This is a genomic window from Blautia sp. HCN-1074 (genome assembly GCF_037890165.1).
In the GTDB taxonomy this organism is placed as follows: Bacteria; Bacillota; Clostridia; order Lachnospirales; family Lachnospiraceae; genus Blautia_A.
Genome location: NZ_JBBKBP010000002.1, coordinates 329,841 through 351,844, shown reverse-complemented (window position 1 = coordinate 351,844; position 22,004 = coordinate 329,841). Strand labels below are relative to the sequence as shown.

General features: G+C 40.5%; 20 protein-coding genes. 2 read left to right on the top strand and 18 right to left on the bottom strand.

The window, feature by feature from the left end; genetic code table 11:
- Positions 1–14: 14 nt before the first annotated feature.
- From WKT11_RS03780 to WKT11_RS03745, 8 genes are all read right to left on the bottom strand, one after another.
- Positions 15–404 (bottom strand): hypothetical protein, encoded by a 390-nt coding sequence (locus WKT11_RS03780; protein ID WP_119244008.1) that lies wholly within the window; start codon positions 402–404, stop codon positions 15–17.
- A 243-nt stretch (positions 405–647) separates the two neighbouring features.
- Positions 648–908: a heavy-metal-associated domain-containing protein gene (locus WKT11_RS03775; RefSeq protein ID WP_117674508.1), complete on the bottom strand. Its 261-nt coding sequence runs from the start codon at positions 906–908 to the stop codon at positions 648–650.
- Positions 909–992: 84 nt separating this feature from the next.
- Positions 993–2,495 carry an FMN-binding protein gene (locus tag WKT11_RS03770; protein ID WP_118609414.1) on the bottom strand — a complete coding sequence of 501 codons (1,503 nt, stop codon included), beginning with the start codon at positions 2,493–2,495 and terminating at the stop codon, positions 993–995.
- 279 nt (positions 2,496–2,774) lie between these two features.
- Positions 2,775–4,664, bottom strand: a complete 1,890-nt coding sequence (locus WKT11_RS03765) for a penicillin-binding Tp47 domain C-containing protein (RefSeq protein ID WP_117674510.1) — start codon at positions 4,662–4,664, stop codon at positions 2,775–2,777.
- Between the two features lie 125 nt (positions 4,665–4,789).
- Positions 4,790–5,824 carry an FAD:protein FMN transferase gene (locus WKT11_RS03760; RefSeq protein WP_340282635.1) on the bottom strand — a complete coding sequence of 345 codons (1,035 nt, stop codon included), beginning with the start codon at positions 5,822–5,824 and terminating at the stop codon, positions 4,790–4,792.
- Between the two features lie 130 nt (positions 5,825–5,954).
- A complete protein-coding gene (locus WKT11_RS03755) occupies positions 5,955–6,731 on the bottom strand; it encodes a 4Fe-4S binding protein (protein ID WP_118629140.1) in 777 nt (258 codons plus the stop codon).
- On the bottom strand, positions 6,728–7,324 hold the full coding sequence (locus tag WKT11_RS03750; protein WP_117674512.1) for an FMN-binding protein: 597 nt from the start codon (positions 7,322–7,324) through the stop codon (positions 6,728–6,730). Before WKT11_RS03750 ends, WKT11_RS03755 begins: the two co-directional genes overlap by 4 nt.
- Positions 7,325–7,537: 213 nt before the next feature.
- Positions 7,538–9,514, bottom strand: coding sequence for an Ig-like domain-containing protein (locus WKT11_RS03745; RefSeq protein WP_117674513.1), 1,977 nt, complete (start codon positions 9,512–9,514; stop codon positions 7,538–7,540).
- 386 nt (positions 9,515–9,900) lie between these two features.
- Between WKT11_RS03745 and WKT11_RS03740 the strand changes: the two genes are divergently transcribed.
- Entirely contained in the window at positions 9,901–10,383 is a 483-nt protein-coding gene (locus tag WKT11_RS03740) for a Gx transporter family protein (RefSeq protein ID WP_117674514.1), read from the top strand.
- A gap of 41 nt (positions 10,384–10,424) precedes the next feature.
- Here the strand turns inward: WKT11_RS03740 and WKT11_RS03735 are convergent, their stop codons facing one another.
- The 5 genes from WKT11_RS03735 to WKT11_RS03715 all read right to left on the bottom strand — a co-directional run bounded on the left by WKT11_RS03735 (position 10,425) and on the right by WKT11_RS03715 (position 15,350).
- A complete protein-coding gene (locus tag WKT11_RS03735) occupies positions 10,425–10,757 on the bottom strand; it encodes a hypothetical protein (protein WP_117674515.1) in 333 nt (110 codons plus the stop codon).
- Positions 10,754–12,277, bottom strand: coding sequence for a Y-family DNA polymerase (locus WKT11_RS03730; RefSeq protein WP_118135939.1), 1,524 nt, complete (start codon positions 12,275–12,277; stop codon positions 10,754–10,756). The genes WKT11_RS03735 and WKT11_RS03730 overlap by 4 nt, the downstream gene beginning before the upstream one ends.
- A gap of 266 nt (positions 12,278–12,543) precedes the next feature.
- Positions 12,544–12,906, bottom strand: coding sequence for an ArsR/SmtB family transcription factor (locus tag WKT11_RS03725; protein ID WP_117674517.1), 363 nt, complete (start codon positions 12,904–12,906; stop codon positions 12,544–12,546).
- A 126-nt stretch (positions 12,907–13,032) separates the two neighbouring features.
- On the bottom strand, positions 13,033–14,916 hold the full coding sequence (locus tag WKT11_RS03720; protein ID WP_340282623.1) for a heavy metal translocating P-type ATPase: 1,884 nt from the start codon (positions 14,914–14,916) through the stop codon (positions 13,033–13,035).
- A gap of 215 nt (positions 14,917–15,131) precedes the next feature.
- Positions 15,132–15,350, bottom strand: coding sequence for a cation transporter (locus WKT11_RS03715; protein ID WP_019161536.1), 219 nt, complete (start codon positions 15,348–15,350; stop codon positions 15,132–15,134).
- A gap of 176 nt (positions 15,351–15,526) precedes the next feature.
- Between WKT11_RS03715 and WKT11_RS03710 the strand changes: the two genes are divergently transcribed.
- Complete coding sequence (locus WKT11_RS03710; RefSeq protein ID WP_117674519.1) at positions 15,527–15,895, top strand: metal-dependent transcriptional regulator; 369 nt, start codon at positions 15,527–15,529, stop codon at positions 15,893–15,895.
- Between the two features lie 215 nt (positions 15,896–16,110).
- Here the strand turns inward: WKT11_RS03710 and WKT11_RS03705 are convergent, their stop codons facing one another.
- The 5 genes from WKT11_RS03705 to feoB form a co-directional block, all read right to left on the bottom strand.
- Positions 16,111–18,207 (bottom strand): heavy metal translocating P-type ATPase, encoded by a 2,097-nt coding sequence (locus WKT11_RS03705; RefSeq protein WP_117674520.1) that lies wholly within the window; start codon positions 18,205–18,207, stop codon positions 16,111–16,113.
- Positions 18,207–18,536 (bottom strand): DUF6110 family protein, encoded by a 330-nt coding sequence (locus tag WKT11_RS03700; RefSeq protein ID WP_340282617.1) that lies wholly within the window; start codon positions 18,534–18,536, stop codon positions 18,207–18,209. Before WKT11_RS03700 ends, WKT11_RS03705 begins: the two co-directional genes overlap by 1 nt.
- A gap of 285 nt (positions 18,537–18,821) precedes the next feature.
- Positions 18,822–19,232, bottom strand: a complete 411-nt coding sequence (locus WKT11_RS03695) for a transcriptional repressor (protein ID WP_242986704.1) — start codon at positions 19,230–19,232, stop codon at positions 18,822–18,824.
- A 170-nt stretch (positions 19,233–19,402) separates the two neighbouring features.
- Complete coding sequence (locus WKT11_RS03690; protein WP_340282615.1) at positions 19,403–19,534, bottom strand: FeoB-associated Cys-rich membrane protein; 132 nt, start codon at positions 19,532–19,534, stop codon at positions 19,403–19,405.
- A 166-nt stretch (positions 19,535–19,700) separates the two neighbouring features.
- Positions 19,701–21,860 (bottom strand): ferrous iron transport protein B, encoded by a 2,160-nt coding sequence (feoB, locus tag WKT11_RS03685; RefSeq protein ID WP_117843768.1) that lies wholly within the window; start codon positions 21,858–21,860, stop codon positions 19,701–19,703.
- Between the last annotated feature and the right edge of the window lie 144 nt (positions 21,861–22,004).

Below are 22,004 nucleotides of genomic sequence, written 5' to 3'. Positions count from 1 at the left end.
CATTAGATATCACGTCATTTCTTCTTAATGTATTCAAGCAAGTAATTTTTCTCTTCTTCTGTAAGTTCCTGCTCAGAAGTGAGAGCGCTGACGAGGATATTTATGTCAGGTACCGGGTATCCGGATACAGGTGTGGAAACAGATGATCTGGATGTCCTTGCCTTTAAGGTTTCCTCTTTTTCTTCAGCGATTTCATTTAATTTATCATATAAATATCGATTTCTTAGTCCAAGGATGAACATGGACACCGGATACAGTAAAGATACTACTGTGGCACCAATCATATATAAAGTAAAAGTATGGGTATCGTCTACAGGAGGTTTGCTCATGAAGTTGACAAAAAAGCAAACACCAGAACATATGGTAAATAAAATCCAGCAGACAATTTCTATTTTTCTTTTCATTATTTCGTCTCCAGATTGTAATCTTCTATCAATTTCTTAACTGCATTTAGTGTATCATAACTGCACAAAAGTCACAACCGATTTTTATGAAATTATCAGACTTTTTGACGCCATTATTCGAGATTTATCGACAAAAAGCTATAAAAAAGTTACAAAAAACCGGACAAAGAATCTTGATACTATCAAAATTCATGTCCGGTTTTGTATAGGAGTTACTGCCTGATGAACCTGGCAATTACCGATTTATTTATGAAGGAATGAAAACAGTCCTTTTTTCTTTTCGTAAGGCTCTGAGGTAATTCCCTTTACTTCATATCCTGTGGCATTAATCGTCGCTTTTAATCTGGCTTCATCTACAGGTGCATCGGTGATAAGAGTGGTTTCGCCTTTGCTGTGGGAAGATGAAACTTTATCTACCTGGAAAGCTTTTCTTACTGCGTCATTGACATGAGATTCGCACATTCCGCACATCATTCCGTCTACTTTTACAGTTGTTTTAATCATAATAGAATCCTCCATTTTAATGATTCAGAAAAGTTGGTATTCACTAACAGTGATTATATCACATAAATTCCATTTTTACAATCTCTATGCAAGAGCCTGCGCAAGAGCTTTTTGAACAGCTCCAAGGATTCCTTCAGATGAGAATGTTGCACCACTTGCCGTATCAATTCCATCAGCGGACTGATTTCCCATGATCTGAGGATAAAGTGTTCCCCATGCATAGTCGAAATATTCCGGAGAATCACTGTTGCTCTGTTCAATAGAGGAAATCTGGCCGTTCTGGATAGTTACCGTTACTTCTACTCTTCCACTATAGCCATAACTTGAAGCGGAGTATGTTCCGTCTTTATACGGTCCTTGCGGTTCAGGTGTCGGCTCCGGTGTTTCGTCTGGGGTTGGTGTCGGTTCAGGCGTTTCTGTCGGAGCGGGTGTGTTTTCAGGAGTTGGTGTTACCTCTGGCGTCGGTGTTGCTTCCGGTGTCGGAGTAACGTTCGGAGTTTCTGTTGGAACTGGTGTCGGAGTTACTTTTGCGTTCGTTTTGGCAGCCTGTTTCTGGATATCTTTCATCGCATTTAAGATTCCTTTGGATGAATAGGTCGCACCACTGACAGTGTCGATTCCATCAGCGGACTGATTCTGAATGATTGAATTTTCAAGAACCTCCCATGCCTTCTGGAAAAACTGTGGTGTATCGGTATGCTTTACATCGAGAGATTTGATAATTCCTTTTTTTATCTTAGCAGTCAGGGTTACCGTTCCGCTGTAACCCTGTGCAGTTCCCGTATAAGTACCATCTTTGTATGGAGATTCTTTATCCGGATTTGGTGTTGGAACTGGTTTCTTTGTAGGTTTTGGTGACGGCGTTGGTGTTGGTGTGGCTGTTGTCTGGTTTCCTGATGGAATCGCCTGAGACAATGCGTTCTGGACTGCTGTGATAATTCCATTTGAGGAATAGGTAGCTCCACTCACCGCATCTACGTTTGGTGACTGGCTGGAAATAATTCTGCTGACTACACCCTGTGCATTGGCAAAATAGGAAGCTGTTTCGCTGGAGGCATCCAAAATATTGATTGATGCAATTTTATGATTACTGACAGTTACCTGCACAGTGATCGTTCCACCGAATCCGGTTCCGGAGCCTGTATAAGTTCCATCCACATATCCGTCAGCCGGAACTTGTGTAGTTGGTGTGACAGTACTTCCTGCACCACCTCCGCCGGCAGCGCTGCCATTTGCAGCGGCTCCGGTAGAAGCATTTTTCTTTGTGCCGGTTTTTATCTTACTGGCTTTTTTGGCTTTCTTTGATGTTTTTGCTGATGCTTTGCTGCTTTTTGCAGAAGATTCCTGTAAAACTTCGTCGTGGGTATTTCCTGTTGCAATCAGTTCTTTGATATCATCAGTAGACATAATACTATTATTAGAAACTACAGCGGTTTCTACGGGGCTTTTTTCAGTCTGATAACAGGTCACACAGACTGCTGCAAAAACTGCAGCCGCCGGAAGAAGCTTTAACCAGGGCTTTAAATTATCCTGTTTCTGATTTGTTTCAGGATTCGTATTTTTTTTCTGCTCATTATTCTTGTCCATAAATCCTCTCCTCTTCTTTTATAACATTTCTGGAAAATATAGATAGCAAATTTCCTACTAACAGCATTATGTTAAATTTCAAGACTTATCCCCTCTGTATTTTCCAGAAACGTTATATAATTAAACAGACAAAACTATCCACTTTCACTACGCGACTTCACACTGAATATCTGTCATTTTATGTTTTACAAGGAAAAGAAACCCTGTCCTTTTGACCGGAATACAGGATTTCTTTTCTATGTCTGTGAATCAGTTAATTCTCACACTGAATTAATCCGATTATTTTACAGTTACTTTAAATGTCTTGGATACACCATTGCATGTTACTGTAATCTTAGCAGTACCTTTCTTGATACCTTTTACTGTACCATTGGAAGATACGGTAGCAATTTTCTTATTGCTGGATTTGTATGTGATCTTTCCGGATGGAGTTGCTTTTGCTGCAATCTTAGTTGTCTTTCCAACTTTTACAGATGCTGATGTTTTTGTAAGCTTCAGAGTTGGATTCTTAACTGTTACTGTGCAGGTTGCTTTTACGTTGCCGCATTTAGCTGTGATCACAGCTTTTCCGGCTGCTTTTGCTGTAACTTTACCGGTTGTTTTGTTTACTGTTGCAACTTTTGGGTTGCTGGAAGTAAATGTAACTTTTGATGCATCTGCTCCTGTTACAGTTGCTTTCAGTGTAGTTGTTTTTCCTTTGTAAACAGTAGCTGTTTTCTTGTTGAGAGTGACTGTTACCTTCGTATCAGCTTTAACAAGAGCCTCTACGGCTGTGTTCAGATGAGTTGTAGCTTCATCAACCTCTGCCTGAGTTGGTTTTTCTTTTGCAAGAAGATCTTTTGCTTCCTGAAGCTCTAACTGCATTGCCTTCCAGGAATCTGCTGTGTAATCTGTCTCTTTTAATGCTTCTGCTTTTTCTACTGCTGCTTTTAATGCTGTTGTATCCGCTTCTCCTGCTTCCGGTTTTACAATGTTTGCATCTGTTGCATTAACTTCAAATACAGTATCTGCATATCCCATTGCATATACAGTAACTTTCCATTTTCCGGTTCCGTCTGTTCCTTTTGGAAGCTGGCAACGGTAGGAATCTGTCAGACCAAGCTGGATTCCCATAGCTTTATGCATCCAGTTATCTGCTGCGAATTTTGTTCCGTAAGATGCCAGAACTTTGTCACCATTTCCGTAGTAATCCCATCTTACAGCATACATTTTAGCTCCAAGAGCTCCATATCCGTCACCGGTAATATCTACTCTTAAGAATTCACCGTAGCTTCCGCTTGCTTCTTTTACTGTCGCGGTAACATTGGATGCTGTCTGGAGTGCCTGATCTTTAAGTCCGGAACCAGTACCATTTGTTCTTGCTTTGAATGTGAATGTTCCATCAGAACCTTTTACAGCTTCTTTTAAGCCGTTTGTTTCAGCGGTAACATCAGCAACTGCACTATAAGACTGCAAATTGTTTTCTCCAAATCCTCCGGCAACTGTACTTCCATCTTCCACAACCTTGAACTGTGATTTGAAAGCTTCATAGTCTTCTGCTTTTACTGCGACAGGCACATATTTCAGACCTACTACGTTGTAATGGTCGAATTCTACAACACTTCCGTCAGCTTTTGTGATCTGCCCTCTCTCCGGCTGGTTCAGCTTTACTGTGGTTCCGTCAGTGAGTACCGCATCGTTTGCTGAGGTCCAGTAGGAAATCTCATAAGAACCGCCGTTTTTGTCATACATGATTGCCTCACACTGGTAGCTTCCTCTGTGCAGGCCATGGTTTACAGTAGCTCTGGTTACTGTATCGAAACCGCCTTTGTCAAGTTCATCATGGCTGTCTTTTGTTGCATTGGAAGCTGTATTTGCAGCATTGTAAACTCCCTCAGACGCCCAGTACTGTGCCCATGTCAGACCTGCATAGACATATTTATAGCCTGTTTCTGCTGTTGCAGCGAATTCATCTTCTGCTGCTGTCTGGTCGTCAACAAAAGGTGTTTCCTCATCGCCTGCAAAAGCATCAGCAGTGTCATCTGCTGCATCAAACTCATTTGCCTGTGCTTCAGTCTCCACAGCAACATCAGATGTAAAATCCGCAGCCATAACCGGTAATCCTGAAACCATCATTGCTGCACTTAAAATTGCAGGAGCTGCCATTTTGATTAAATTTCCCTTGCGCATACCTTTAAATCCTCCTGAATATGATTTGATAAATAGTTACTGTTCACAGTAACGATAAATATATTTCCAAACTGTCCGGAAAACTGAAAGTTTTGACAGTTCAGAGATCTTTATATAAGATAAGCCTATTCACTGATGGAATAAGTATCTTTCAGTAATTGAAATCTTTCTTTCATGCCTTCCGTCATCCAGACATGATCAGAATCATCTACGAACAGTCCGTCTGCATTGTATTTCTTTAAAAGTTCCTCTGCTTTCTCTTTTCCCAGTACAAAGCAGGCAGTGGAAAGTCCGTCCGCATTCAGACCATCATCACACACAACCGTCACAGATGTAAGACCACTTCTTGCAGGATATCCTGTAGCAGGATCCAGTATATGATGATATCGGACACCATCTTCTATAAAATATTTTTCGTAATCTCCGGAAGTAGATAAAAATTCAGTACCATTCAGAGTAACTACTCCAAGGTAATCACCTTCTGTATCCCGCGGATCAGTGACAGCTACCTGCCAGGCTGAGCCGTCGGGTTTGCTTCCATAGCTCATAACACTGCTACCGCCAAGATTCAGAATCATGCCTGATACATTCTTATCTGCATCAAGAATCTTCTTTGCTGCATCGCAGCCGATTCCCTTACCTGCCGCACCCAGATCCAAGGTTACTCCTTCCGGCATGGTAACTTTATTTCCATCCAGAGTCACCTTGTCATATCCTACATTTTCAAGCAGGGAATTTAATTTATCATCCGAAGGAATGTGCGGATCCTCTCCGTCAATATCCCACAGGCGGATCACTCTTCCCATAGTAGGATCCATGGCTCCGTCAGAATCCTTCGACAAATCCAGTACCGGTTTTAAACAGGTGGCAGTTTCATCAGATACCGTTGTTGTATTTCCGGCATTTTGATTGATCTGATATATCTGAGAACTTTCTTTTGTCCAAGAGATCCAGTTCTCTTCCACATCTTTTAATGCAGAGATTACGTCTGCTGTGATATCCTCACCTGTTGTGTAAAGAGTCTCTGATACTACAGTGTCCATAGCAAAGTCTGTTTTGGTGTAAGTGTTTATTTCAGAGTTTCCCCATGCAGTCCGGGATGTGCATAAAAGAGATGCCGTAATGAAAAGTCCCAGCACAAAAGAGCGTCTGTTTGTCATATATTTCTGATTCCTTATCCTCTTATTGTTGTTGTTAACTAACTCTATAGACTATATCATTGTACGGATAGTATGTCTACCAATATAGTTAGTTCTTACTAATCAAATTTTCTCAATAAGTTAGTAATTGCTAATTTTTATCAATAACAGTGCCTGTGTGAATATTTTTTCTTGGGCAGACTGCAGTGCAGGCGTGACAGCAGATGCATTCCCCTGAATGTGCAGTATCGCCGTCAATATCCAGATGTGCCGGACATCTCTTCTTACAGAGAGTGCACTTCTGCGCACAGTTTGGACGATTACGTTTGAAAAGTGCTCCCGGGATGATCGGCATGATTGCAAATACCGCTCCCATGGGACAAAGAAACTGGCAGAAGAAACGCTCCTGTGTACACATTCCGACCATGATCAGGATCAGCAGAACTGTTCCTGCAATATATGTAGATTTTGGCAGTCTGCCTGTTGTAAGCATGGAGAATACATCCCATGGACTCATTCCCTGTAATTTAGAATAGAATCCTGTTATGCAGGAGAGAAGCAGGAATGTAAGAAGCATATATTTTACTTTCTGTAATCTGTGCACCCATTCCTCCGGATATCCATGTTTTTTCTTTTTTCCAAAGCATTTCGCACGAATAAATGCGGTAAGCTCATACAGAGCATCTCCCAGCGAGCCAAACGCACAGGCATAACCGCAAAAATGACGTCCGAACAGAATGGTAATGATCAACAGCAATGCCGTGATATCCAGAAAGGAGTTCCAGGTTACGCTCTGCTGTCCTCCGATTGCAAGAAAGATAGATTTTACTCCTGCAAATGCAGTAGAAAAAAGAGATGGCGCTGCTATAAAAAATATAAGCTGTATGGCGGCACGGATCAGCCGTACCTTTCGTTGTTTCTTTTTCATGCGTTTTCCGCCTTTGATAATGCGTCATTTACTGCTTCTAAGATACCGGTAGAACTGAAAGTTGCTCCGGAAATGGTGTCAACATCTGTGCTCTGCTCGCTGATGATGCTGTTTATGACATTCTCACCCTGTGACAGATAAGCACTGTCTTCACCCGGTGCACTGACTACACTGACTGCTGTAATGGTATCGTCTTCCAGAGTTACCTGAACAGTGATCGTTCCACCGTATCCTGTTCCTGAACCTTCGAAGGTGCCATTCTTATATACATTGTCAGAGTCATCGGCTTCTTCAGAATCTGCCTGGTCTGTATTTTCCTTATTATCTGTAGAATCCTTTTCGGATTTATTATCAGCTTCTGAAGAGGCATCAGAAGAAGTTTTACTTTCTGCTGCTGTTTTCTGTTCTTCATAAGTTTCCTGTAATGCTGTAAGAATCTGGTCCTGCTGATTCTCCAGACTCTCTACTTTTGCAGTCAGGTCTGCAATATCCTGAGTCTGTTCTTTATCCTTTACTGTTCCATTATAGAAAAATACCGCCATGATGATCAGCAAAAGAGCAATCAGACGCAGATAAAAATTTTGATTATTCACGTTGTTTCCTCTCTTTCATTTTATTTTTGCCGGATATGATATTTGTTTTTGAGCGAAGCAAAACTTAATCACAACTAACTTTGGAAGTATATCATTTTCGTATCCAAAAATCTATATATAATGGCTTTTGCTAATGTTGTTTTTTTCTCATTAAGATGACCCCGGAGTAAAATCCGAGGTCATTTATTGTGTGAATCATTGATCTGTTATCATTTATTTTACTTTTACTGTAAATACTTTTTTAACTCCATTGCAGGTTACTGTAATTTTAGCAGTACCCTTTTTCTTTCCTTTTACAACGCCTTTGGAGCTTACTGTTGCAATCTTGGTGTTGCTGGATTTGTAAGTAATCTTTCCGGATGGGGTTGCTTTTGCGGAAATTTTTGTTGTTTTTCCTGCTTTTACAGTCGCTGAAGTTTTTGTAAGTTTCAGTGATGGATTCTTAACTGTTATCTTGCAGGTTACTTTGTATTCTCCGCAGGATGCTGTGATCACTGCTGTTCCTTTTGCTTTAGCAGTTACAACACCGTTGCTGTTTACTGTAGCCACTTTTGTGTTACTAGATTCCCATGTAATTTTATCGGTAAGGTTTGTTGTAACTTTGAGAGTGGTTTTTGTGCTGCCTTTTGTATATAGAGTCTTGGAAGAAGTATTTAATTCAAATGTATTTTCTACTTCTTTGTAAGTAAAAGTAAGATTATTCTTATATCCCACAGCAGTTATTTCAAATACAGTTGTGTCTGTTACCTGAAGATCTGTGAGGTCTAAAGTTCCATCTTCTTTTACAATGATTTTGCTTCCTTTTCCTGTTGCGGCATATTCTGTATCATCAACTTTTACTTTGCTGATGCTCTTAATGTATGCAGAGAATTCTTCTGCAGTAATGCCTTCTGCTGCAACCAGCTTTGTCTCGTTACTGTCATAGGAAGCCGGCATTTTGTCTGTATTTACTGTAAATTCAGTGACAATAGCTGCGTAGTTTCCGCTGGCATCTGCAATTTCAACCTTGTGTGTTCCCAGCGCAAGAGTTCCAACAGCAAGTTTTCCGTCTGTGCAGGAAACCGCAGTTCCGTCTACGGCATACTGTGCCTTGAAATCAGCAGGCAGTGTCTGGTCAAAGGTAACTGCTGCAGATGTGTCTGTATTCATAATATCTGCTACTGTTGCCTTGATTCCTGTAGTTGTCTGTACCTTTACATCCGGAACATCAAAGGTGATCATTCCCTTATCTGTGTAATAAGTAACGCTGTCAATGGTTTTTCCCATGATTGATTTATAATGTGCAGAAGAAACAGGGCATCCGTGAACTTCTGTTGTATATCCGGTTCCCCAGGCAAGCTTGCTTCCGTGCCAGATATTCTCCAGATGACGCAGGCCATAGTTAGTTCCGTCTGTAGTATTTACAGTTACGCCATAAATCTTATCTGTGGTTGTATCGAACAGTGATGAAAAAGTTTCCTTGTCCAGATCCAGTTCATAATCACCGTATTTTGTTTCTGTTTTTAATGTAGCATCAATTGCAACTGTCTTTGTCTGAGCGCCTTTCATTGCTGAGAATGAATAGCTGCCATCTGCATTTACAGTAAGTTCTTTGTAATAAGACGGTGTTTCGCTTAAAATGTAATAAGAATAAGAGGCATTTTCAATCAGGGAATCTTTTCCTGTATAGGTATTGCTGCTTGTCTGTCCTCTGTTTGTCACAGTAATTGTAACAGAGTCAGAATCTGTTACCTGTTTCTGGTCTTTCAGGAGGGAAAGATCACTGACTTTTACAGGGAATGTAACACCTGTTACATCGGTTCCGTTGGGGTCTACATGATAAGCGGAATTTCCGTTCATCATTCCGGAAGTTCTTGATTTATTAAGGGTTGCAGATGTAAAGGCATCCACTTTTACATCATTGTTTTTCAGTTCTGCCTTATAGAAATCATCATATGGGATGTTCATAAGAACATAGGCTTCGCCCTGCTGTGCTTCTGCAGCAAAAGCATCCTGGACATCTTCGGTGGTAAATTCTTCCTGCGCATCCTCGGCGGCAAACTCTTCGGAAACAGAGAAATCTGTGCTGTCTGCAAGTACCTCACTGTCTGTAAAATCAGATGCCAGAACTGCATATGGCATGCTGGTCATTGCCACTGCTGCACTCATTACAACAGGTGCTATCTTTTTCATAAGATTTTTGTTTGTCATGGTTTTCTCCTCTTCTAAAATTTTTCTTTTTGCGGAATCACTCTTACCAGAGGGTTAATCAACTTATTAACCAAAGGGATTTTACTTTTACCAAAAGGGAGTGACTTCTGCCAAAGATATTCATATAGAATTGCTATAGGTATGCTGTCAGCAGTAATTATGTAAATTAGCTACCACTAACTTATAAAATAGTAACATGTCTGTCTGAAAAAATCCACACTTTTTCACCGGGGATATTCGTCATTTTTTCTCAATAAATGCTTTCAGTAAAAATCAGTATTAGTTATATCTAACTTTTGGTTGCGGGAATATTTTTTCTGTGTTAAAATGTCTGAAGAATTCTGAGAATTCCATTTTGGATTTTTTTGAGAGGAGAAAATAGATTTATGAAGCAAAAAACAGCCTGCCTTGGGCTTTTTTCAGCTGTGGCGATCATTCTGGGATATGTGGAATCACTGATTCCGGTTTTTGCGGGGATTCCGGGGATTAAACTTGGGCTTGCCAATCTGGGAGTACTTTTTATTTTGAAGAAATATTCATTTAGGGAGGCTGCTCTGGTTTCTGTTGTCCGCATTCTGGTGATCGGATTTATGTTCGGAAATCTGTTCAGTATCCTGTACAGTCTGGCAGGCGCTGCGCTTAGTATGACAGTTATGACACTTATGCTGAAAAACACCTCCTTCAGCCTGATCGGAGTCAGCGTTGCAGGAGGTGTTTCTCATAATATCGGTCAGCTGATCATTGCCATGCTGATCGTAAATAATGCAAGTGTATTCGTATATACACCGGCACTGTTAGTGGCAGGTGTGGCTGCCGGTGTAGTGATTGGTGGACTTACAAATGAAATTGTAAAAAGAGTTCATATATAGTTGTATATTTTAACCAAATCAAACAAGTTTCTCCTGATTTGTTATCTGCCAGTCTTAGGTTTTGAACAGGCCCATAAAGCAGGATCAGCGGGGTCTTCGAGAAGAGTTACATCCTTGCCAAGCTTCATCTCATCTTCCATTGCTTCTGCCGTATTCTGAATCGCTTTGCCATGCCCGGTGAGTGCTGCAAAGGGTGCAAACTGGGCTGCCCGGTCATGCAGGGGCATTCTCACATGAGAGGATGATTCAGGATGAGGAAGATTGATAATGTCATCATATTTACGAGAGGAATGATTTGTCATATGGCTGTCAGGGACATATTTATTTTTAAAATCATGGTATTGCTTCTGGGAATCATTTATTGGTTTACTCAAGCTTTGTGACCTCCGATCCTTTGATTTCTGTCGACAGATGTTGCACCCTCTTCAAAATTTGTACCCTTTAATATGGCATTTTTTCCATACTTTTTCTTAATTTCCAGCATTGCATGCTGAAGTTTCTTTTCTTTCTGAAGCTTTGCTTCTTTTTCCTGCTTTTCTTTTTCAATAGCCGCATAATCAGTAAACAAATTTAGCTGCTCGTATGTTTCTTTAGGAACAACATCCTGCTCTTTTTTTACATGATTGGCAGTCAGTGTGATACGGCGGATTAACAACTCCGGATTCATAATGCAGTCATAAAGATTCAATGTACTGTCAATGATTTCGTAAGTTGAGGCGGTAAAACCAGATAGATTCTGAGTTCCGTGAGCATGTTTTGGAATACTTCTTCCGTAGCGGTCAATCGTAATCTCACCTTTGTAGTTCCTGCTGATTGCCGGGTTGGAAAGATTTTCTATATCATATCCTACGGTCAGAACTAACTGATCTGTCACCAGTCCTTTATCTACCAGATCAAGTGCCATCATCTCAGCCATTTCCCGGATGACAATTCTTGCTTTCTCGAATTTATAAGGACATTGAAGTACCTGCCCGGAACAGATACTGTTGTTTTCCGGCTTATAGGATTTGATTTCTGCAATAGTGCAGGGTTCCCAGCCCCAGGCATGGTCAATTAATAATTCTGCATTAATGCCAAAAAGCTTATAGAGTAATTCTTCATTATGATAATCATTTGGCTGCCCAATGGAACATCTGGCCACATCACCCATTGTCTTCATTCCGTTTTCTGCGAGTTTTCTGGCGTATCCACGTCCAACTCTCCAGAAATCAGTAATAGGCTCGTGATCCCATAATAATTGGCGATACTCCATTTCATCCAGCTGTGCAATACGGACTCCGTTCTCATCGGGTTCTACGTGTTTTGCCACAATATCCATGGCTATTTTACAGAGATATAAATTCGTACCGATTCCCGCGGCAGCAGTAAGTCCATGAGTATTCTGGATATCCTGAATGATCTTCTGGGTAAGCTTGCGTGCAGACATCTGATATATTTTCATATAATGTGTGATGTCTATAAAAATCTCATCAATAGAATATACGTGCATATCTTCCGGTGCAAAATATTTCAGATATGTCTGATATATTTTTGTACTGATTTCGATATATCTGGCCATTCTTGGCGGCGCTATATGATATGCTGCTTTCAGAGATGGATTACTTTTTAACTCAGTATCGTCGCATGATTCACCTGTAAATCTGTGCCCGGGTGCTGATCTCAGACGTTCCTGATTTACTTTTCGGACTTTCTGTATAACTTCAAAAAGCCTTGCTCTTCCCGGAATCCCATAAGCTTTCAGGGACGGGGAAACTGCAAGGCATATTGTTTTTTCTGTACGGCTGGCATCTGCAACGACCAGATTCGTGATCATAGGATCCAGCCCCATATCTTTGCATTCTACTGACGCATAAAAGGATTTCAGATCTATCGCGACATAAATATGAGATTCCATTTATTTATCCTCATTATAGATTAAAACATATTCTGAAAATATCTGCTTATTCTTTAACAACTATATTATCACAAGTATAAAAATATTTATATATCTAAAAATATCCAATATCTGTTTTAATCTTCGTTACTGTTCACTCCGTGCCCAGTAACACGCTTCGCGATGCACAGAATTTATGCTATTCGCATAAATTCGCGCGGTATGTCTCGGGATTTTGGCATTCTCATGCCAAAACACCTCGCGGGATAGTGGCGTGTGAACAGTAACTAATCTTCTTCTATATGATCGCGTCCCTGATTAATAATTGTTCGTACATGGTCATCTGCCAGGGAATAAAAAATAGATTTGCCTTCTCTGCGGTTTTTTACCAGTTTGTTCTGCTTCAGAATACGAAGCTGATGAGAAATTGCGGACTGAGTCATATTCAGTACTTTAGCAAGATCGCATACACATACTTCAGCTTCAAATAATACAAACAGAATACGGATTCTGGTGGAATCTCCAAAAACTTTGAATAATTCAGCCAGATCGTAAAGTTCGGTTTCTTCCGGTAATGTTTCGTTTACAATTTTTAACAGGTCTTCATGAACCTCACATCCTTCGCAAATTTCATCTTTACGTTCTTCCATTCTTTCACCTGTTCCTTCCTTTATATTATTACAAATGGTTACCGCCCACATTTCAGACAGTAACCATATAGTTGCTTATAAATTTTTGTAACTGTTCAGTATTTTTATGGTTAGCCAGCTGAATAGTTATAATTTTTTCACAAACAATGATCGGATTGCATTTAATACAGCAATGATCATAACACCTACATCTGCAAAGATCGCCATCCACATATTTGCGATACCTAATGCGCCAAGAATCAGGCAGAGAACCTTGATTCCGATGGCAAAATAGATATTCTCGTATACGATACGGATACATTTTCTTGCAATTTTGATAGCCTTTGAAATCTTAAGCGGATCGTCATCCATCAGAACGATGTCGGCAGCTTCAATTGCTGCATCAGATCCAAGCGCCCCCATGGCAATACCGATATCCGCTCTGGATAATACAGGAGCATCATTGATACCGTCACCTACAAATGCGAGTTTCTCTTTCTCTGTTTTCTTTGAGAGAAGTTCTTCTACTTTAGATACCTTGTCCGCCGGGAGAAGTTCGCTGTATACTTCCTGTATTCCAAGATCAGCGGCAACCTGATCTGCAACACGTTTGGAGTCACCTGTAAGCATAACTGTTTTTGTAATACCGGCTTTCTTAAGTTCTGCGATAGCTTCTTTTGCATGAGGTTTTACGATATCGGAAATCAGGATATGTCCTGCATATTTTCCATCAACAGCCATGTGTACAACCGTTCCCACATGGTGGCATTCCTGATAGGAAATACCAAGTCTCTTCATTAATTTTGCATTTCCGGCAGCAATGGAAACACCGTCAACCTTTGCAATCACACCGTTACCACTGATTTCTTCAATATCTGTAACACGATTTCTATCAATTGGTTTTCCATAAGCTTTCTGAAGACTCTTACTGATCGGATGGGAAGAAGAGCATTCTGCAAGTGCTGCATATTCTATCAGTTTTTCATCTGCCATCTCATTATGATGGATGCCGCTTACTTCAAACACACCCTGTGTCATGGTTCCTGTTTTATCAAATACAACATATTTTGTCTGAGCCAGTGTCTCTAAATAATTGGAACCTTTAACCAGAACACCCTGATTGCTGGCACCACCGATTCCTGCGAAGAAGCTTAACGGGATACTGATAACAAGTGCACATGGACAGCTGATTACAAGGAAAGTAAGTGCTCTGTAGATCCAGTCCCCCCACATTGCAGGTTTTCCCATAATCAGCAATACAATTGGAGGAATAATCGCAAGTGCAAGTGCTCCGTAACATACAGCCGGTGTATAGTACTTGGCAAATTTAGAAATAAAATTCTCGGATTTTGATTTTCTGGAGCTTGAATTCTCTACGAGTTCCAGGATCTTGGATACAGTAGATTCATCAAATTCCTTTGTTGTGCGGATTTTTAAAAGACCAGTCATATTGATACATCCACTGATTACTTCATCTCCCACTTTTGCGTTGCGCGGGAGGCTCTCGCCTGTCAGTGCGCTGGTATTTAATGTAGAAGTGCCTTCTGTGATCACACCATCAATCGGTACTTTCTCACCTGGCTGTACAACGATGATCGTTCCAATCTCAACTTCATCCGGATCAACCTGTTCTAACTTACCATCCTGTTCTACGTTCGCATAATCAGGGCGGATATCCATCAGCTCACTGATATTTCTGCGGCTCTTTCCTACCGCATAGCCCTGGAAAAGCTCTCCAATCTGATAGAAAAGCATAACCGCGGTACCCTCTGTATAGTCACCCAGAAGAATAGCGCCTATGGTAGCTACAGCCATCAGAAAGTTCTCATCAAATACCTGTTTATTTCTGATACCTTTTAATGCTTTCTTCAGAATATCATGACCAATGATCAGATATGGAATCATGAAAAGCCCAAATCTCAGGTAAGTTCCAAATTTCTGATGTTCATCTATCGGAAGTCCTGAAAAAACGACCACTAGAATCAGTGATATGATGATTCTGACAAGCATTTTCTTTTGCTTCTTGTTCATATTCTATGTCCTCCCCGTTTTTATGTTGTATCCATTATTTGTATCTATAGCAGTTCTGTAAAAGTTACGGTATTAATCCCGCGAAGCCGTCTTAAAAATTATGGTATAAATTCCTGGATATATGATAAAAGCGGGACTGTTGCATTAAACATTTCCGGCAAGCCATATGCCGTAAAAGTGATTCTTTATGCAACAGTCCCTGGAATCATTTGAAATTAAAGGAAAATCTCGCAGTCGTCTTCTACTTTCTTACAGTTCTTTAATACGTCCTTCATAACTGCTTTCGGATCCTGTCCGTCTTCGAATTCAACGATCATCTTCAGCATCATGAAGTTAACAGTTGCATCCTTAACACCTGCTGTATTCTTAGCAGCTTCCTCCATTTTGTTTGCGCAGTTTGCACAGTCTACATCAATCTTATAAGTCTTTTTCATAGTATACTTTCCTTTCTGGCTCATATTTTTTATATTAACATATGAGCACTTGTTCATTTGTTTGATTTTATTATAGCATGCTTTCCTGTTCTGTCAATAGTTTTCCACAGATTTCTTTACGGAAATACAAATTTATGTTATAATTCATCACAATAAAGCAAAAGGAGGATCCTGGTATGGCGATACATGAATCTGGAGAAGACTATCTTGAAGCGATCCTTATGATAAAGGAGAGAAACGGAAACGTCCGTTCTATTGATGTGGCACATGAACTTTCTTTTTCCAAACCAAGTGTCAGTGTTGCAATGAAGAATTTAAAAGCAAATAATTATATCACGGTTGATGAGAATGGATATATCAATCTCACTGAAACCGGACAGGAAATTGCAGACAAGATTTATGAAAGACACACATTTCTGACTAACTGGCTCACTTCAATCGGAGTTGATCCGGAAGTTGCTGCTGAGGACGCATGTAAGATGGAACATGCAATCAGCTCAGAGAGTTTTACAGCTATTAAGAAATTTATTGCAGACGTACAGTAATCAATGAATTTATATGAGTAACTGCTCCGTAGTTTATCAGGACTTGCTTGTACCCCTCCTGATACAAGCAAGTCCTACTTACTGCTTATTGCTCTTCGCAACTTCCGCAGGGGACTTACTTGATTCGGTTAAAATGAAAAAGAACCATATTCCCGGTCTATCGTATAGATAGTTTCAATCTCACGATGATGCCGGTTAAATATGGTTCTTTTTATTTAAATTTCCTCTTCTTTCGGAAGAAGATTTCTCATACTTCTTAAACTGATTGTCAGTGTTGAAAGGTTATGAAGCAGTGCTGAGGTAGTCGGCATGATTACACCGGTCACTCCAAGTGCAATCAGACCACCATTGACACCAATGATCGTTCTGTAATTATTATGGATACGTTTCATCAAAGCGGTGCTCAATCTCTTTAATGTAACAATCTCATGAAGGTTATCCGCTGAAATTGTTACATCAGCAATCTCACGCGCGATAGCTGCACCATCACTGATAGCAATGCCTACGCTTGCAGAAGATAATGCCAGGGAATCATTAATTCCATCACCGATCATAATAACTTTATGGCCAAGTTTCTTCTCCTTTTCTACGAAGGAAGCCTTGTCTTCAGGGAGAACTTCAGAATAATATTCGTCTACTCCGACACGTTTTGCAATAGCTGCCGCTGTACGTTCACTGTCACCGGTCATCATAACAACTTTTGTGATTCCGGCTTCCTTTAACTCACGTACTGCATCTGCTGCCTCCTCACGAAGAGGATCTTCCACACAGATAACTGCCGCAAGCCTGCCTTCGATTGCAAGGTATAAATGAGAACATTCTAACGGAAGACGTTCAAATCTATCCTTCATTCCTTCCGGAATCACACACTTCTCATCTTCCATTACAAAATGCCAGCTTCCGATTACGGCTTTCTTGCCTTCAATAGTAGTAGAAATACCATGAGCTACAATATATTCTACTTTGGAGTGCATTTCCTCATGGACAAGATTTCTTTCTTTTGCGGCATTTACTACGGCCCTTGCCATAGAGTGAGGGAAATGTTCTTCCATACATGCTGCAATACGCAGAAGTTCATCTGCACTCAGTTCATCATTGAAAGATACAACATCAGAAACTATCGGTTTTGCCTTGGTAAGCGTACCTGTCTTGTCAAATACGATTGTTGTGGCATCTGCCATTGCTTCCATGTATTTTCCACCTTTTACAGTGATACTGTGAGTACTTGCTTCTCTGATTGCTGACAATACTGAAATAGGCATGGCAAGTTTCAGTGCACAGGAAAAATCTACCATGAGCACTGCCAGAGTTTTGGTCATATTTCTGGTAATCAGATAAGTTGCAGCTGTGCCTGCGAGAGTGTATGGAACAAGTCTGTCTGCCAGATGTTCGGCATTACTCTCTACAGAAGATTTCAGTTTCTCAGAATCCTCGATCATACCGACGATTTTTTCATAACGGCTGGATCCTGCGGCTTCTTTTACCTGGACAGTAATCTCACCCTCTTCGAGAACAGTTCCGGCATAAGCAAAGCTTCCCTCTGCTTTACGGACTGGCTGTGATTCACCGGTAAGAGAAGTCTGGTTGACCATTGCCTCTCCGGCAACAACATTTCCGTCAAATGGAATCACATTTCCCATATGTACACGAACATGATCCCCCGCTTTAATGCTGGAAACAGGTACAAGAACTTCCTGACCTTCCGGATTTACAAGCCATACCTTTTCTGCATGAATAGACATACTTCTCGCAAGATCGTTTACAGATTTCTTATGTGTCCACTCTTCGAGAATCTCACCAATTCCAAGCAGGAACATCGTAGAACTTGCGGTATTGATATCACCACGAAGCATAGACACACCGATTGCAGTCGCATCCAGAACAGGAACTTCCAGTTTGCCTTTCATCAGAGTGCGTACTCCATGATAAATATATTTACAGGATTTAGCTGTAGTGATCACCATACGTACCGGGTATGGCAGAAACATTTTGTTTAATGCACGTAATACTACAGAATTAATCAGTTTTTCTTTGTATGTCTCATTTAATTCACGTCCGGAATTCTCCAGAACAGAATCTGACACCTGGGCTGTCTCATAAGAAAATCTGCTCAACAGATGGATCAGCTCTTCTCTGCTTCCGGAGTAATAAACAGTCACATCCTGTGTTCTTACATAAACGGAAGCTTTGCTGATATTTTTCTGTTCCTCCAGATAGTACTGCAGGATATCTGCCTGTCTGTAAGTCATGTGCTTCTGAGCAAGATGAATACGGATTCTCCCTTTGATTTCATGCTTAATAGCAAATTTCATTATTCTTCGCTGCCTTCTTCTTTTGTTTCTTCTGTCTCTTCTTTAAAATCTGTTGTATCTTCTATTGTTTCTTCAGCTGCATCTGCCACTACTTCCTCAGCTGCTTCTCTTTCTTCGTTGATCTGCTGTGCTTCAGCGTAAATGTCTTCAGCATTTTCCTGAATTGTGGAAGCTGTTTTCATAATGCAGGATTTTGCACGTAAAACGGCTGCTGTGCAGTTTGTATATAATTTCTTGGCATCTTTACTTGTAAGAACTTTAATACCTGCTGTTCCAAAAGCTACTCCTGCTGCGAAGATTCCTGTTTTTTTTGCGTCAAATTTAATCATTATTTTGTCCTCCTTTTCGACATCAGGTTATTTTATTTTATGTATTATACAACCAATGTTTTCATATTTCTACTATTTTTTTCTTGTTGAGAAACATTTTCATCTTATCACATAAAAAGGCAAAATTGATATAACAGACGTTTTATATAAATTGTACCTATACCAAAATGTTTTCGGAATTTCTATGCTCACACTACAAAATATAGTGTAATAAGAAAAAAGCCGAAAACTTCCTGTTCAGTAGTTTCCGGCGGATATTTTTATCTATCTTAATATTACTTGTTTTCAATGTTTAAAGTCACAGGAATTTACAAACATTCTTTCAATTTCCTGATTATCAATGTATCCGCAGGCTTTGAGCCCTGCCAGAACTACATTATTAAAATTGTCTCTTGATAATTTCTGGACGGTATTATCATCCAATTCGATCGTGCAGACACTCTCGTCTTTACAATCCGGATTTCTTACGATCTTATACATATTTCTTCTGCTGATCGCACCGATTTCTTCTAAAAGATTTACCATGCGGTACACCGTAGCTGATCCAATGCCCGGATCCAGGCGGGATGCATTGTAATAAATTTCTTTACAGCAGGAACACTCATTCTCAAGAATGACTTCCAACAACATTCTTCTTTGTTTGGTAATCCTGCATCCTCGCTTTTTTAACTCCTGGATTACAACATCTTTCTGCATCTGGGTTCTCTGGTAATTGGGTTCTTCACAATTTCTTTGTCTTTGTAATGCTGCTGCTCCCAAAATTACATCATCCTTCCGCTTAATTTATTCCTGTTAATCGTCTGTTTGTAACTGTTTAGTATCCTTGTGAGATAGTAGACTTCTAAATAATTACGGCTGCTCTTTGATCAATGGCATCCCCTGCAATGACTGCAATCACCACCACATGATGATTTACCGCTTTTTTTATCCTTTACGATTCCTCTTACCATGAGTCCGACGATCAAAACTAAAATTGCTCCTACAACAAAAGTTCCCATAACCGACACCTCCTGCCGACTTTTTGTGTTACTCCATATAGTATAATCTATTCTACTCAGTACAATATCTACTTCACATGATACATAGATAGGTATACTATTGCAACTGATTATTTTATCAGAGCCCACATCACTGAAGGACGCAGGCTCTGGTTTGCTTACTATTTTATCTGGCCTTTGCCATACCTTTTACATTTACATTAAGGCTGCTGCTTTCCTTATAAGGTCTGAACAGAAGATATAAAAATCCGATGATAATTGCGAATGCAACCACTGTCCAGATACCGAAACCACCGCCTGTGACCAGTGTACCGATCTGGTAGATACACAGGGACACAAGATATGCAAGTCCACACTGATATCCGATTGCGAAGAAAAACCATTTTGTATTGTTCATTTCTCTCTTGATCGCACCCATAGCTGCGAAGCAAGGAGCACAAAGAAGGTTGAATACCAGGAAGCCGTAAGCTGCGATCGGTGTCATGGCTGTTGCCAGGTTACCCCAGATCTCAGCACCGTCTTCTGCAACTTCTGCGAATCCATAAAGCATACCGAATGTAGCTACTACGTTCTCTTTTGCGATCAGACCTGTAACTGCTGCAACTGCCATCTTCCATCCTTCGCCGGCTTTTGTCCAGCCAAGAGGTGCAAAGATCCATGCGATTGCTGTACCGATCTTAGAAAGGATACTCTCGTTAAGTTCTTCAACCATACCGAAGCTTCCGCCTTCCCATCCGAAGCTCATTAAGAACCACAGAATGATTGTTGAAAGAAGGATGATTGTTCCGGCTTTCTTAATGAAGGACCAGCCTCTTTCCCACATACTTCTTAAGATGTTGCTGACTGTTGGCCAGTGGTATGCAGGAAGCTCCATAACGAACGGAGCCGGATCACCGGCAAACATTTTTGTTTTCTTTAAGATGATACCGGAGCAGATAATTGCTACGATACCAACAAAGTAAGAACTTGTTGCAACCCATCCGCTGTTTCCGAAGAACGCACCTGCGATCATGGCAATGATCGGAAGTTTAGCTCCGCAAGGAACGAATGTGGTTGTCATAATTGTCATTTTTCTGTCACGGTCATTCTCGATTGTACGGGAAGCCATAACACCAGGAACACCGCATCCGCTGCCGATAAGCATTGGAATGAAGGATTTACCTGAAAGGCCGAATTTACGGAAAATTCTGTCCATGATAAATGCTACACGAGCCATGTAACCACAGGACTCAAGGAATGCAAGGAATGCAAACAGTACAAGCATCTGAGGTACGAAACCGAGAACTGCTCCGACACCGGCTACGATACCGTCAAGGATCAGTCCCTGTAACCATGCTGCACAGCCAATCGCATTCAGTCCGGATTCAATTGCCGGAGGAATGATCTCGCCAAACAGAACATCGTTTGTCCAGTCAGTTACGAAAGTACCAACTGTAGTTACAGATACATAATACACAATAAACATTACAACTGCAAAGATCGGCAGTGCCAGCCATCTGTTGGTAACGATACGGTCAATCTTATCAGATGTGGAAAGCTTATCTTTTCTTGCCTTAGTCACACACTGACCAATGATAGAAGAAATATAAACATATCTCTCATTTGTGATAATACTTTCTGTATCGTCGTCAAACTCATTTTCCATTTCTTTGATCTCGGCAGATACATTTACGGATGTATTCATCTGCTCAATGATCTTGTCATCTCTCTCGAGAAGCTTGATTGCGAAGAATCTCTTCTGTTCTTCCGGTACTACACCGGTCAGTTTATTCTCAACTGCTCCGATAATCTCTTCTGCTTTATCGCAGAATTCATGGACAGGTGTTACTTTCTTATGGCTCTGGGCAATGGAAACTGCCTTGTTTGCGGCTTCTGTGATCCCTGTTCCCTTCAGAGCGGAAATAGTAACAACTTCACAGCCAAGTTTCTTTTTCAGCTTATCAATATGTATTGTATCACCGTTTTTCTCAACGATATCCATCATGTTGACTGCCATGATGACCGGAATCCCAAGTTCCAGAATCTGTGTTGTAAGATACAGGTTACGCTCAATATTGGTACCATCAACGATATTGATGATCGCATCCGGTTTTTCCTGAAGAATGTAATTTCTTGCAACTACTTCTTCAAGTGTATATGGTGATAAAGAATAAATACCAGGTAAGTCAGTGAGGACAACATCTTTGTGTCCCTTCAGTTTACCTTCTTTTTTCTCGACAGTTACACCTGGCCAGTTACCTACAAACTGATTTGAGCCGGTCAGTGCATTGAATAATGTCGTTTTACCGCAGTTCGGATTACCTGCGAGTGCAATTTTTACTGACATAATCTCTCTCCTCTGATTTCTTGATCTCTATTATTTTGACCGCTTTATCCAATCTTTCTACTGTTGATATCACTCTCAACAATTATTAGTCATCGCTAATACTTAGCTTTTGTTAACTATTAGATTACACTAATTGTTAGAAAG

Bases quoted from the DNA above. Each gene is read 5' to 3' on its own strand.
- WKT11_RS03775 (WP_117674508.1), bottom strand. From the start codon at position 908: ATGATTAAAACAACTGTAAAAGTAGACGGAATGATGTGCGGAATGTGC.
- WKT11_RS03770 (WP_118609414.1), bottom strand. From the start codon at position 2,495: ATGGACAAGAATAATGAGCAGAAAAAAAATACGAATCCTGAAACAAAT.
- WKT11_RS03740 (WP_117674514.1), top strand. From the start codon at position 9,901: ATGAAGCAAAAAACAGCCTGCCTTGGGCTTTTTTCAGCTGTGGCGATC.
- WKT11_RS03710 (WP_117674519.1), top strand. From the start codon at position 15,527: ATGGCGATACATGAATCTGGAGAAGACTATCTTGAAGCGATCCTTATG.
- WKT11_RS03725 (WP_117674517.1), bottom strand. From the start codon at position 12,906: ATGGAAGAACGTAAAGATGAAATTTGCGAAGGATGTGAGGTTCATGAA.
- WKT11_RS03695 (WP_242986704.1), bottom strand. From the start codon at position 19,232: ATGCAGAAAGATGTTGTAATCCAGGAGTTAAAAAAGCGAGGATGCAGG.
- WKT11_RS03755 (WP_118629140.1), bottom strand. From the start codon at position 6,731: ATGAAAAAGAAACAACGAAAGGTACGGCTGATCCGTGCCGCCATACAG.
- WKT11_RS03730 (WP_118135939.1), bottom strand. From the start codon at position 12,277: ATGGAATCTCATATTTATGTCGCGATAGATCTGAAATCCTTTTATGCG.
- WKT11_RS03745 (WP_117674513.1), bottom strand. From the start codon at position 9,514: ATGACAAACAAAAATCTTATGAAAAAGATAGCACCTGTTGTAATGAGT.
- WKT11_RS03720 (WP_340282623.1), bottom strand. From the start codon at position 14,916: ATGAACAAGAAGCAAAAGAAAATGCTTGTCAGAATCATCATATCACTG.
- WKT11_RS03780 (WP_119244008.1), bottom strand. From the start codon at position 404: ATGAAAAGAAAAATAGAAATTGTCTGCTGGATTTTATTTACCATATGT.
- WKT11_RS03760 (WP_340282635.1), bottom strand. From the start codon at position 5,824: ATGACAAACAGACGCTCTTTTGTGCTGGGACTTTTCATTACGGCATCT.
- feoB (WP_117843768.1), bottom strand. From the start codon at position 21,860: ATGTCAGTAAAAATTGCACTCGCAGGTAATCCGAACTGCGGTAAAACG.
- WKT11_RS03690 (WP_340282615.1), bottom strand. From the start codon at position 19,534: ATGGGAACTTTTGTTGTAGGAGCAATTTTAGTTTTGATCGTCGGACTC.
- WKT11_RS03715 (WP_019161536.1), bottom strand. From the start codon at position 15,350: ATGAAAAAGACTTATAAGATTGATGTAGACTGTGCAAACTGCGCAAAC.
- WKT11_RS03705 (WP_117674520.1), bottom strand. From the start codon at position 18,207: ATGAAATTTGCTATTAAGCATGAAATCAAAGGGAGAATCCGTATTCAT.
- WKT11_RS03700 (WP_340282617.1), bottom strand. From the start codon at position 18,536: ATGATTAAATTTGACGCAAAAAAAACAGGAATCTTCGCAGCAGGAGTA.
- WKT11_RS03765 (WP_117674510.1), bottom strand. From the start codon at position 4,664: ATGCGCAAGGGAAATTTAATCAAAATGGCAGCTCCTGCAATTTTAAGT.